Genomic DNA, 12,429 nt, shown 5'->3' with positions numbered 1-12,429 from the left:
GGATCAAAATTTTAGTCGATTCCGTAGTATATTTGTAGCTACAAAAATCATTAGTTTACTGTATGGAATCATTGAAAGGAAAGAGCGCCCTCATCACAGGAGCTGGGAAAGGTATAGGAAAGGCGATCGCAATCGCGCTGGCCAAAGAAGGTGTTAACGTAGGTTTGCTGGCCCGCACCACAGCACAGTTAGAAGAAGTAGCCGCTGAGCTCAGAGCGCAAGGTGTTAAAGCCGCTGTCGCGACAGCCGATGTGGCAGACATAAACTCTGTAAACGAAGCGGTGAAGCAGATTGGCGCCGAACTCGGACCCATCGATATCCTCATTAATAACGCCGGTACGGCCAAGTTTGGAAAGTTCCTTGAGCTGGAGCCGGCCGAATGGGAGCACATCATCCGGGTTAACCTGTTGGGTACATACTATGTGACCCGCGCCGTGTTGCCGGAAATGATCGAGCGCCAGACCGGTGACATCATCAACATCTCCTCCACGGCCGGACAAAGAGGCGCTCCGGTCACGAGTGCTTACAGTGCTTCAAAGTTTGCGGTAATTGGACTTTCAGAGTCGTTGATGCAGGAGGTGCGCAAGCACAACATCCGGGTGAGCACCCTTACGCCGAGTACTGTGGCAACTGACATGGCCATCGATCTGAAGCTGACAGACGGCAACCCCGACCGCGTGATGCAACCGGAAGATTTCGCGGAGCTGATCGTGGCGCAACTGAAACTGAACCGTCGCGTGTTCATCAAAGAGGCCGGCATCTGGTCAACCAACCCCTAACAAAAAATGCCCGAAGTTCAGCTTCGGGCATTTTGTTTTATGAAGCTATACCTGAATAGTTTATACCGCAACAGGCGCCTTTATACCTGGATGCGAAACGTAATTCTCCAACTTGAAGTCTTCGAATTTGAAGTCAAAAATATCTTTCACATCCGGGTTCAGACGCATGGTGGGCAGCGCGTGTGGTTCTCGCGTCAGCTGCAGTTGCGCCTGCTCCAAATGGTTCAGGTATAGGTGCGTATCACCGCCGGTCCAGATGAACTCACCTGGCTCCAGGCCCGTTACCTGCGCCATCATCAGCACCAAAAGGGCGTAGGAGGCGATGTTGAAGGGTACGCCCAAAAACACATCGGCAGAACGCTGGTAGAGCTGGCAGCTCAGTTTACCCTCGGCCACGTAAAACTGGTAGAAGGCATGGCATGGCGGTAACTTCATGTTTTCGATCTCCGCCACGTTCCAGGCGCTCACAATAATGCGGCGCGAATCCGGGTTGTGCTTCAACTGGTTCACCACTTGGGTGATCTGGTCGATGTGGCGGCCATCCGGCGTTGGCCAGCTGCGCCATTGCGAACCGTATACCGGGCCCAAATTTCCGTTTTCGTCCGCCCACTCGTCCCAAATCGTCACGCCGTTCTCTTTGAGGTAGGCAATATTGGTGTCACCCTTCAGGAACCACAGTAGTTCGTGAATGATGGATTTGAGGTGTACCTTCTTGGTTGTCACCAGCGGAAAGCCTTCTGACAGGTCGAAACGCATCTGGTAGCCGAACACACTGAGGGTACCGGTGCCGGTACGATCTTCTTTTTTCACCCCCTTGTCGAGGATGTGCTGCATCAGGTCCAGGTACTGTTTCATAAGGGATTGTTAGTAGCGTGTAAGTTTCCGAAGCATAAAGATAGCGCAAAAATAATCCGACGAAAAAACTGTCGCCTGTTTTCTAGTCGCAGGTATAGCGCGTCCTTATTCGGGTTTCAAAAAAAGGTTTACTTCCGTTTAGGGTTGTCCGGCGCTCGGCATACGGTTCACGATCTTCTGTACCTGGCCTTTTACGGTGCTGTAGCCCGCATTAAAACTCTTGATGGCTCCCTCGGTCCATCCCCGCCAGAGCAGCTGCTTGGATTTCGGGTCGATCACATCCACGATTAGCGTGCCTTGCTTGAAAAGGTCCACTGCACGGTAGCCGGGCAGCTCAGCATTGCCATACTTATACCTGTAGCCACTCATATAGGCGTAGCTATACCCGAAACCAGGGCCATACAGCTCCGGTTTGTCCATCGCATCCGGCACCGATACGCTCACATCATAAGCCACCAGCATGTCCGGGTTCACGGTGGTTTTGGTATAGCCTTTTCTTCCCAACTCTTCGTCCACCGCTTTCAGCAGGTGCTCGTGCAGGTTGGCGTCAAAGTCCGGGCCGTAGGCAGGCTGGGCGGCTGGTGTAGGTTGGTACCAGGCATAGGTCTTCTTTTTACTCAGCACTCCTTCGGAAGAACTGATCGTATTGGTATGATCGATGCCGGACGTGGCGACGCAGGAGCTGAGGAGAACAGTGCCCAGCAGAAGGTATAGGGCTGAGGCCAGTTTATTTTTCATGCTTTTCATAGTTGATGCTGGTGTGGCTGGCAAAGGTACAGGGCTTATTTCCTCCCTCCTTACGCATGCTAATTTCTAAGGGTGACAATTATCATCGCTTGCTTTCAAATTTATATATTCTTTTGCGAATAAATAAACAGTGCGCCCCGATTTCGGAGGCATTTCAAACCGAGTGTCTGGCTAACCGTAAGTTAAGCGATACGCCCTAAGCTTACACTCTTAAAAAGAAGAACCATGAACCAAGCCCAAATGAAGTACACTACAGCTGAAGAAGCCCTTTCTGTTATCAAATCAGGTGATCGTGTGTTTGTGCATGGCAGTGCCGCCACACCGCAGTACCTGGTGCACAAGCTGGCAGAGCGAGCCGACGAACTGCGAAATGTGGAGCTGGTGAGTATTTCCACTTTTGGGGACATGCCCTGCGCCGAGGAACGTTGTAGTGATGCGTTTTACATCAACTCCCTCTTTGTTTCGGCTAACGTGCGAGAGGCCGTCAACAGTGGCCGCGGCGACTATGTGCCTATTTTCCTGAGCGAGATCCCGAACCTGTTCCGCTCCGGCATCATGCCGCTTGATGTGGCCATTGTGCACGTGTCGCCGCCCGACCGCCATGGCTTCTGCTCCCTTGGTGTATCGGTGGACATTGCCCGGCAGGCGGTTATCAGTGCCAAACACGTCATCGCGCAGGTAAACCCCCAGATGCCCCGCACCCACGGCGATGCCCTGATCAACATCCGCCGCTTCGATGCATTGGTAGAGGTAAACGAGGCACTTCCGGAAGTAGACTATGGTCCGCGCATAACCGAGACTGAAGAAACCATCGGGCGCTACATCGCCGAAATGGTGGAAGATGGTGCCACCCTGCAAATGGGCATAGGGGGTATACCGGACGCCACACTCCGTAGCCTGACCAACCACAAAGGACTCGGCATCCACACCGAGATGTTCTCCAACGGGGTACTACCCCTGGTACAGAAAGGCGTTATTACGAACGAGTTCAAGAAGAAGCACCGTGGCCGCATTGCAACGGGCTTTATTGTGGGCAACCGGGAGCTCTATGATTTTGTGGACGACAACCCGCTGATCACCATGCTCAGCTCCGACTATGTGAACGATGTGACCGTCATCCGTTCCAACCCGAAAGTGACTGCCATCAACAGCGCCATTGAGATTGACCTGACCGGCCAGGTGGTGTCAGACTCCATCGGTACCTATCAGTTTTCAGGTATAGGCGGCCAGATGGACTTTATCAGGGGTGCTGCCCTATCAGAGGGAGGCAAACCGATCATTGCGCTGCCTTCTGTCACGAACAAGGGCATTTCGCGCATCACACCTTACATTAACCAAGGAGCTGGTGTCGTGACGACGCGCGCGCACGTGCACTATGTGGTGACAGAGTACGGGGTAGCTTACCTGTACGGTAAAAATCTGCGGCAGCGGGCTAAGGCACTGATCGAAATCGCGCACCCGGACCACCGGGAACGGTTGGAGGAAGAGGCGCACAAGCGCTTCAAAAACTTATAGCCACGATACTAAACTTTCGCTTCGGGTTTGCGTGTATGGGAAAGTCAGATACTTAACATATGGATATATCGATTTCACCTTCCCGTATACCTTCTCCCCGACCGGAATGGGTCGTGCGATTTGCCCGCGTCGGCCTCATCGCAAAAGGAATCGTTTATTGCCTGGTTGGGGCACTCGCCTTTATGGCGGCCTTCGAACTGGGTGGACAAACAGCTGAAGAAGCCGGTAAGACAGGAGTCTTTCAGTTCATCCTGGAGCAACCTTATGGCAAAGTGCTGCTGGCCATTGTGACGGTTGGCATGTTGTGCTATACCTTGTGGCGCTTCATCCAGGCCTTCGGCGACACAGAAGACAAAGGCACCGATGCAAAGGGCATCGGAAAGCGCATCAGTTACGCTTTTAGTGGAGCCGTGTACGGGGCCCTCGCCTTTACGGCGGCGCAGTTGCTGCTCGGCAATGGTGGCGGTGGCAGCGGCTCCGATTCCCGGCAGACGCTGGCCCGTGAGTTGCTGTCCCAACCATTTGGACAATGGCTGCTCGGAGCAGTGGCCATCGGCACCATGGTGATGGGGATATACCAGTTTTACCGCGCCTATTCCGGCAAGTACATGAGCAAAGTGCAGTCACAACAGCTGAAGCCGGAACTCCGGACCTCGCTTGTGCGTGCCGGACTGGTTGGTTACATCGCCCGGGGTTTCGTTTGGCTGATCATTGGCTATCTGCTCCTGCGTGCCGCGCTGAACTCAAATTTCCGTGAGGCAGGTAGTAGTTCGCAAGCCTTTCAGTTTGTGGAGAGTTCTTCCTATGGCTCTTTCCTGCTGGGCATATTAGCCTTGGGACTCATCTGCTACGGCGTTTTCATGTTTGTCCGGGCCAAGTGCGAGGTGATCAATACAAAGTGATAGGGTCAGCAAACAAGCAGCTATACCTGTTACATAAGAGAAAACAGGTATAATTACTTAGTAGAAAGTACTGAACCGAGTCATATTATAACATTCTTTTGAAATGTTAATTAAGCCATGCGGTTAAACCAAAATTGAGCCGTAAACTGTTATCAGGATATAACATTTCAGTTATATTTGACCTCAAATTGCATTTACCTGACCTCCTGATGACAAACGGTTCTTTTAAAATATTTATACTGGATGATGACATCTGGTATAGCGAACTGCTCGAATACCACCTCTCGCTGAACCCGGACTACGAGATCCGTAAGTTTCACTCAGCCAGCGACTGCCTTGCCAACATGCACCTGCGCCCCAATGTGGTGACACTCGACTATTCGTTGCCCGACAAAAACGGCTCGGAGGTGCTCAAGCGCATCAAAGAACAGAACCCGGATGTACAGGTGGTGGTAATATCAGGACAGGAAGACGTGGCCACTGCGGTGGACCTGCTCAAACTGGGCGCTTATGACTACATTGTAAAAGACGAGGATACTCCTGAAAGGCTTTGGAACACGATCAACAAGATCAGGGAAAATGTGTCGCTGCGCGAGGAGATCGACCACCTGAAGGAAGAGATCGGCCAGAAATACGACTTCGGGAAAGTAATCATCGGGAATAGCGACGCCATCAAAAAGGTGTTTAACCTGATGGATAAAGCGACGAAGACCAACATCACCGTATCTGTGCATGGCGAAACAGGAACCGGAAAAGAGCTGGTAGCTAAGGCGATACATTATAACAGCACACGCAAAAAGGCTCCTTATGTGGCTGTAAACGTGGCTGCTATACCCCGCGAACTGATCGAAAGTGAACTGTTTGGCCATGAAAAAGGGGCCTTTACCGGAGCTGTGTCACGCCGCCTGGGCAAGTTCGAAGAAGCCAATAAAGGGACCATTTTTCTGGACGAGATTGGTGAGCTGGAACTTAGCTTGCAGTCCAAACTACTACGCGTACTGCAGGAAAAGGAGATTACGCGTGTGGGTGGCAACACCGTCGTGCCAGTGGATGTGCGCATCATTGTCGCTACTCACAAAAACCTGGCGGAAGAAGTAAAGAAAGGCCGGTTCAGAGAAGACTTGTACTACCGCCTGTTGGGTCTGCCCATCCAACTACCGCCTTTGCGCGAAAGAGGCAGTGACATTCTCGTGCTGGCAAAGTTCTTTATTGATGCCTTCTCCAAAGAAAACGGGCTTGGTCGTAAACACCTGTCGTCTGAGGCGCAGCAGAAACTCCTCTCCTACGCCTTCCCAGGAAACGTGCGTGAGCTGAAGGCCCTGGTAGAACTGGCAACCGTGCTGGCAGATGATGACACGATACGGGAGCAGGACATCAATTTCTCCGCCAGTCACACCGAAAAGGATTTCCTGGCCGAAGAGCGCAGTTTAAAAGAATACACAACTGCCATTATCCAACGCTTCCTGGACAGGTATGACTACAATGTGCTGCTGGTGGCCGATAAACTTGATATCGGGAAATCGACCATTTACCGCATGATCCAGAGTCAGGAACTCACGGTTAAATAAGGTATAGCTTTAAGGGATAAACGAACCTGGCGGAGCGTAGATGAGCACAGGTATAGGCGGATTTAATTGGCAGGAAGCATGATGGTAAACAAAGAGCCCTTGTCGACTTCACTTTCGACTTTTATCTGCCCGCCCATCAGCCTGACCTGCTGGTTCACGATGTAAAGGCCCAGACCATTGCCTTCTGCCACTTTGGGCGCGAAACGGCGGTGCATCTGAAACAAATCCTTGCCAATGCGCGGCAGGTCCATTCCAATGCCATTGTCCCATACCTGAATCGTCAGTTGTTCAACGCGCAGCAAAGTGTATACCTTTACGAGGGGCGGTCGGTTTGGGCTGCGGTATTTCAGCGCGTTGGAGATCAGGTTACGGACGATGCTGTTGAAGTAGGCTTTGATGGCTAGAAACCGGGTATTTTCCGGAATTTCTAGCTCTACCACCGCACCCGATTGCCTGATCTCTTCCTTGAAAAAGTTGACGATGCGTCGGAGCGTTTTGTTCACATCTATTTCCTCTTTGCTCTCTTTGCCCGTCGACTGCAGCGCGATCAGTTCGTTGAGGTCGCGCAGCATCGCGTCCACAGACTCGACGGTGTGCAACAGGTAGCGCTTTACTTCATGTTCTTTCTGGTCGGAAAGACTGCCCTGCAGGAGTCTGGCAAAACCTAGTGCATTGGCAACTGGTTTTCGCATGTCGTGGGCCAATATCTTCCGGAATATCTCCAGCTCGTCGTTGTGTACCTGCAGCAGAGCGGCGTATTGCTCGAGCTCAATCTCCTTCTGTTTCTTTTCGGTAATATCTTTGGCGATGCCGAAAACGGCCAGGATGCGGTTTTCGTTTTTGAGCGGGAAGTTGGTGATGTCGAGGTACCGGACCCCGTTTTTGGTGACAATGGCAGTTTCGTAGCGTTGTGGCCTGTCCTGCATAGTTTCGAGAAAGCGCTCCTTCGTAAAAGCCTTCATGCTTTCCTCAATTAGTGGCTCAAAGCTTTGCCCAATCAGGGTTTCCCGGTCATAGCCAGAAATCCGGCATACTTCTTCGTTCACCATCATAAAATTTCCTTCCAGATCCAGGAGATAGATGGCATCCGGATGATTGAGAAAAAGCGTCTGGTTAAGTTTTTCGAACTGATACAGTTCTAATTCTTTCTTTATATCCATTGGATATTTTATAGCTGCAGTAATTACATGGGGTCGTATTTAAATGTACGGCTGCAAGCGGTAATCGTCGTCATTTGCTTGTTAAGTCCCTATTTTTTTTAGCTGAAAGCAGTTTTAGGGCAGAACAGGTTCCAATTCGCGAACCCTGATGACTAGCAATGACACCTCTCGATTGGAAGATGTCTACTTCGATATCCAAAAGCTGATAGGTATTGGATTCCTAACTAGACTATACCTTGGGTGTGTCAAGTTTTGGGATTTATATAGCTGCTAACATCTAATGTTATGACTTTGATTTGCATGTCGGACTATTCACCTCTGATTTCCATTACCAGCTTACTTAATCTATCAAAAGCAGGCAATCAGTTTTAAGGTATAGGATATACATATGGGATACTCCGGCAAAGGAAGGTGCATTCTAATTTTAATTATATATAGCAGATAATAGCTCGAGCAGACATAGGTCGTGCTGTTATTGGGTTGTTATGTTGTATTTGAATGGTAATTAATGGGTGGGATAGTCAACCCTGTTGCTAAAGTAGTACTTCTCTATAGGGCTCACTCGTACCACTAGCTTATACATTACACTATAACATCAGGTGTAATATCTGAAAGTTACTATTTTAATAGCGGTTTAATGTTAGGACTTTGGCATACCTTTTTAACGGACTGGCATTGACTTATAAGAACGTGTTATAGAACTGTCACATAAAATATTTCGGTATTGCATTAAATTATCCTCGTACATCGATTGTTACATCACGGAAAAGCGATAATTTGCGGTAAAATCCGCCGCATTGTTTATCCGGATTTTAGTGATTGCATGATGGAATCTTCGTACGAGCTGCAGGAAATGCAAAGGGAGCTCGAAAAAGAAAGGGAGGCACGGCAAGAAGCCGAACAAAAAGCCATAACACTTGCCTGCGAACTAGAGGAGCTCCGTAAAAACCAGTCTGAAACATCGGCAGAGCTGGTGCAAGACGTCATGCACATGGTGCCCAGCATCGTCTACATCTACGACCTGGATCAGGACAAAAGTATCTACCTGAACAATTGCATTAAATCAATCCTTGGCTACTCGCAGCAGGAATTGGATTCGATGAACGGGCATTTCTTTATGTCGGTGGTGCTGGATGCTGACAAGCCCCTTCTGCTGCAGCATTCTTCTGGTATGCTGAATGCACAGGATGGCGAGGTGCGCAAAATTACTTATAGTGTACGGGCCAGCGACGGTTCAACCAGAATCCTGTTTTGCAGAGAAGCTGTTTTCAGACGCAATGCCGATGGCAAAGTAAGTCAGATCATCGGTTCGGCCGAGGACGTTACCAAGCTGCGACATAAAAACCGGGAGCTCGCCGAGCAGAAGGAATTCTACGAGGCCATCCTGAACAACCTGCCCTCGGACGTGGCCGTGTACGACAATAAGCTGCGCTATATTTTCGTGAACCCTGCCGCTGTTTCCGATCCGCATTTGCGTGAATGGATCATCAATAAAACTAACGAAGAGTACTGCGCCTACCGGAACGTGCCGCTTCACCGCATCGAGAACCGGGGCAAGCACTTGCACAAAGTGATGGATGAGCGCCGCCAGGTGTCATTTGAGGAAAAGCTGGTGGACAAGCAGGGCAATGCAAGTTACCACATCCGTAAACTAAATCCGGTGTTGGACGAGCAGGGCGAAGTGAGACTCGTTATCGGGCATGGGCTCAATATCACCGACCTGCATAACGCACAGCAGGAGATTCGAAACAGCGAGGCCAAAATAAGGGCTATTCTGGATGCCATACCGGATCAGATGTTCATCATTGATAAGCATGGTGTATACCTGGAAATGCATAACGAGCACGTGCAGGACAATCAGGTTCAGCCTTCAGAAGTGATTGGCAAAACGCTTTTCGACATGCTCCCGGCCTCCCTGAGTCAGAAAGCCTTTGACCTTATACAGGTTGTGCTGGCAACTGGCCAGATGCAGTCAATCGATTACGAGCTAAACGATCGCTACTACGAAGGGCGTATTGTGAAGTACAATGACGAGCAGGTTCTCACCATTGTTCGCGATGTAACAGAAGAGCGCATGGCTGCTCTTGAGGTAAAAGAGAAAAATGACTTCATTCGACTGGTACTCAACACCAGCCCTTCGCTGATCTATGTAAAGGATGGAGAAGGCAATTTCAAGCTGGCGAACCAGGAGTTTGCTGCTTTGTTTGGACTTACGCCTGAAGATATAATTGAGCAAAATAACCGCGATCTGCACAGTGTAGACCAAGAACTGCAGCATTTTAACCGTATAGACCAGCTGGTGATCGAAACAGGCCAGGAATTGCGCTTGCAGGAAAATTTTACGCTGCCGGATGGCCGCGTGGAATGGTTTAATACCATTAAAAAGCCCCTCATCACAAAAGATGGGGAGGTGCATGTGCTTGGTATCTCTGCCAACATCACCGAGCAGTACAACGCGAATAAGAGACTGGAGGAGAGCGAGGAACTGCACAGGCTACTTTCAGAGAACTCACGCGATCTGGTTTGTCTGTACGACGCAGATGGCAACTACCTCTACGTGTCGAATGCCATTGAAGAAATGCTAGGCTATGAGCCTTCCGAACTGATCGGTGTCTCGGCCACCACTATTGTGCACCATGAGGATTTGCAAAAAGTTCAGTCCATGGGCCAGTTGGTTGCGATGAAACAAAAGAGCAACATCACGGTGCAGCATCGCCTCACCCACCGCGACGGTGACTTTATCTGGGTGGAAACCAGCATCAAGGCCATCACAGACAGTGAGGGTCAGGTGATCAAGTTTCAGTCCTCATCGCGCGATATCACGGAGCGTCGTCTGGCAGAGGAAGCCCTAAGGAAGAGCGAGAAAAAGTACCGCGACCTGATCAAATACAGCCAGGCCTACATGTGCACGCACAATTTGCAAGGCGTCATTCTGTCCGTCAACCCTTACCTGGTTGAAATGCTGGGCTACAAGGAAGAGGAGATCATTGGCAAGGAGATGAAGCATTTCTTCCCGTTAATGCATCGCCAGAACTTCCCGGAATACCTGAATCAGTTCGAGGACCAGACAGTGGTAAAAGGTGTGATGAGTGTGATGCGAAAAGACAAGGAGGAGCGCTTCCTCAGTTACCAAAACTACAAGGTGACCGAAGATGGTGAAGAGCCTTATGTGATTGGTTTCGCTCAGGATGTGACCGATCGCATCCAGACCGAGCGTGAACTGAAGAGTGCCAAGGAAGCTGCTGAAGAATCGGCCCGTGTGAAAGAGAACTTCCTGGCCAACATGAGCCACGAGATCCGGACACCGCTCAACGGTATTCTAGGTATGAGTGGCCTGCTGCACAAAACCCAATTGGATGAAACCCAGCTTAATTATCTGAAAATCATCAATCAGTCAGCTGACAACCTGCTGGTGGTCATCAACGATATTCTGGACGTGGCCAAGATAGAGGCCGGCAAACTGGAACTCGAGTTTATACCTTTCCGGATTGAAGACACGGTGCAGGCTGCTTACCAGGCCTTGAAATACAAGGCGGAAGAAAAAGAGATTGCCCTTCGGCTCGGCACACTCGAGCTGCCGCCCATGCTGCTGCAGGGCGATCCATACCGTTTGAACCAGATTCTGCTCAACCTCCTCAACAATGCCATTAAGTTTACAGAGGAAGGAAGCGTTACCCTGCATGCCACGACCCTGGAAGAAACAACTTCTACCATCACCATCGAGTTTTCGATCGTGGACACAGGTATAGGCGTGCCAGCTGTTAAAAAGGACCTGATTTTTGAAGGCTTCACGCAAGCCTATTCCAGTATCACCCGAAAGTATGGGGGCACCGGCTTGGGGCTCAGCATCTGCAAAAATCTGGTAGAGCGTCAGGGCGGTGAAATTTGGGTGGAGGACAACCCGGCAGGAGGCAGTATTTTCCGCTTCATGATTACCTATCCGAAGAGTGAGGTCGAGCAGCTGCCAAACGTGGAAGCCGCTGAAATCGACTACAGCAGTTTAGGAGCCGTGAAGGTGTTGCTGGCAGAGGACAATGAGGTAAACGTTTTCCTCGCGCAGTCGATTATGGAGGAATGGGGCTTTAGATTAGACGTAGCCTACAATGGCCTTGAAGCTGTGGAGATGGTTAGACAATCCGACTACGATATCGTGCTGATGGACATCCAGATGCCAGAGCTCAGTGGTATAGACGCCACCATGCAAATCAGGGCCATGAGCGACCCGCGAAAGGCAAGCGTTCCGATCATCGCACTAACCGCTAATGCGCTGAAGGGTGATGCCGAGAAATACCTGAGCGTAGGAATGAACGATTACCTGTCGAAGCCTTTTGAAGCAGAAGTGCTGTTTTCCAAAATAGCCAGCCTGGTGCCTGCCAAGCTGAATGAACCGGAGACTAAGGACACTGATCTGGTACAGCCTTTAGAGGAAATGAAAATACAGACAGCACCGCTATACAGCATGGAGATCATTCAGAAGATGTCGCATAACAATGAGGCGTTCATGAACCGGGCCCGCCAGCTTTTTGCAGACACCATACCTGTTACTGTGCATGAGATGCAAAAGTCCCAGGAGTTGGAAGACTGGAAAATGGTGGGTGCGCTGGCACACAAGGTAAAGTCCACGATCGACACCATGAAGATCGAGTCTCTGAAAGAAGTGGTGCGCTTTGTGGAGTCAAATGCAAAACAGGAAACCAACCTGCCTGAAGTGCGCGAAGGGGTACATAAGCTTGGGCAGGTGCTGCTACAGGTGGTGGATGAGATCAGAATGGAAATCACCTCCTAAGAAGTTTTAACTATACTTTTTACAAATAAAAAACCTGTCCCGCTAGCCAGATGGTGAAGCGGGACAGGTTTTTTTGTAAATTATATTGTCGTATACCCGTAAACCATACTAACTGCC

At 50.2% G+C, this 12,429-nt stretch carries 8 protein-coding genes; 5 read left to right on the top strand and 3 right to left on the bottom strand.

Translation table 11 applies throughout. The features are described 5' to 3' along the window. Positions 1–62 precede the first annotated feature (62 nt). Positions 63–779, top strand: a complete 717-nt coding sequence (locus B0B12_RS04115; RefSeq protein ID WP_076666201.1) for a 3-ketoacyl-ACP reductase — start codon at positions 63–65, stop codon at positions 777–779. 60 nt (positions 780–839) lie between these two features. On the opposite strand, the gene B0B12_RS04110 is transcribed toward B0B12_RS04115, so the two are convergent. Together B0B12_RS04110 and B0B12_RS04105 are read right to left on the bottom strand one after the other, a co-directional pair. Continuing rightward, the gene (locus B0B12_RS04110) at positions 840–1,634 is read right to left on the bottom strand and encodes a thymidylate synthase (protein WP_076666200.1); all 795 of its coding nucleotides are present in this window, start codon (positions 1,632–1,634) and stop codon (positions 840–842) included. 138 nt (positions 1,635–1,772) lie between these two features. Continuing rightward, a complete protein-coding gene (locus tag B0B12_RS04105; RefSeq protein ID WP_170871817.1) occupies positions 1,773–2,372 on the bottom strand; it encodes a DUF4136 domain-containing protein in 600 nt (199 codons plus the stop codon). A gap of 234 nt (positions 2,373–2,606) precedes the next feature. Here B0B12_RS04105 and B0B12_RS04100 point away from each other — a divergent pair, with 234 nt between their 5' ends. The 3 genes from B0B12_RS04100 to B0B12_RS04090 all read left to right on the top strand — a co-directional run bounded on the left by B0B12_RS04100 (position 2,607) and on the right by B0B12_RS04090 (position 6,366). Then, positions 2,607–3,896, top strand: coding sequence for an acetyl-CoA hydrolase/transferase family protein (locus B0B12_RS04100; protein WP_076666198.1), 1,290 nt, complete (start codon positions 2,607–2,609; stop codon positions 3,894–3,896). Between the two features lie 59 nt (positions 3,897–3,955). Next, positions 3,956–4,798 carry a DUF1206 domain-containing protein gene (locus tag B0B12_RS04095; protein WP_076666197.1) on the top strand — a complete coding sequence of 281 codons (843 nt, stop codon included), beginning with the start codon at positions 3,956–3,958 and terminating at the stop codon, positions 4,796–4,798. 209 nt (positions 4,799–5,007) lie between these two features. Beyond that, the gene (locus tag B0B12_RS04090) at positions 5,008–6,366 is read left to right on the top strand and encodes a sigma-54-dependent transcriptional regulator (RefSeq protein ID WP_076666196.1); all 1,359 of its coding nucleotides are present in this window, start codon (positions 5,008–5,010) and stop codon (positions 6,364–6,366) included. 62 nt (positions 6,367–6,428) lie between these two features. Here the strand turns inward: B0B12_RS04090 and B0B12_RS04085 are convergent, their stop codons facing one another. After that, complete coding sequence (locus B0B12_RS04085) at positions 6,429–7,526, bottom strand: sensor histidine kinase (protein WP_076666195.1); 1,098 nt, start codon at positions 7,524–7,526, stop codon at positions 6,429–6,431. Between the two features lie 823 nt (positions 7,527–8,349). Between B0B12_RS04085 and B0B12_RS04080 the strand changes: the two genes are divergently transcribed. Beyond that, positions 8,350–12,312, top strand: coding sequence for a PAS domain-containing hybrid sensor histidine kinase/response regulator (locus B0B12_RS04080; protein ID WP_076666194.1), 3,963 nt, complete (start codon positions 8,350–8,352; stop codon positions 12,310–12,312). Positions 12,313–12,429 lie beyond the last annotated feature (117 nt).

It is taken from the genome of Pontibacter indicus (assembly GCF_900156345.1).
GTDB classification, from domain to species: domain Bacteria; phylum Bacteroidota; class Bacteroidia; order Cytophagales; family Hymenobacteraceae; genus Pontibacter; species Pontibacter indicus.
Note: the sequence above shows the minus strand (reverse complement) of the source record. Positions and strands in the feature narration are given on the sequence as shown.

Excerpts from the sequence above, each read along its gene's own strand:
- B0B12_RS04115 (WP_076666201.1), top strand. The coding sequence starts at position 63 with ATGGAATCATTGAAAGGAAAGAGCGCCCTCATCACAGGAGCTGGGAAA.
- B0B12_RS04110 (WP_076666200.1), bottom strand. The coding sequence starts at position 1,634 with ATGAAACAGTACCTGGACCTGATGCAGCACATCCTCGACAAGGGGGTG.
- B0B12_RS04105 (WP_170871817.1), bottom strand. The coding sequence starts at position 2,372 with ATGAAAAATAAACTGGCCTCAGCCCTATACCTTCTGCTGGGCACTGTT.
- B0B12_RS04100 (WP_076666198.1), top strand. The coding sequence starts at position 2,607 with ATGAACCAAGCCCAAATGAAGTACACTACAGCTGAAGAAGCCCTTTCT.
- B0B12_RS04095 (WP_076666197.1), top strand. The coding sequence starts at position 3,956 with ATGGATATATCGATTTCACCTTCCCGTATACCTTCTCCCCGACCGGAA.
- B0B12_RS04090 (WP_076666196.1), top strand. The coding sequence starts at position 5,008 with ATGACAAACGGTTCTTTTAAAATATTTATACTGGATGATGACATCTGG.
- B0B12_RS04085 (WP_076666195.1), bottom strand. The coding sequence starts at position 7,526 with ATGGATATAAAGAAAGAATTAGAACTGTATCAGTTCGAAAAACTTAAC.
- B0B12_RS04080 (WP_076666194.1), top strand. The coding sequence starts at position 8,350 with ATGATGGAATCTTCGTACGAGCTGCAGGAAATGCAAAGGGAGCTCGAA.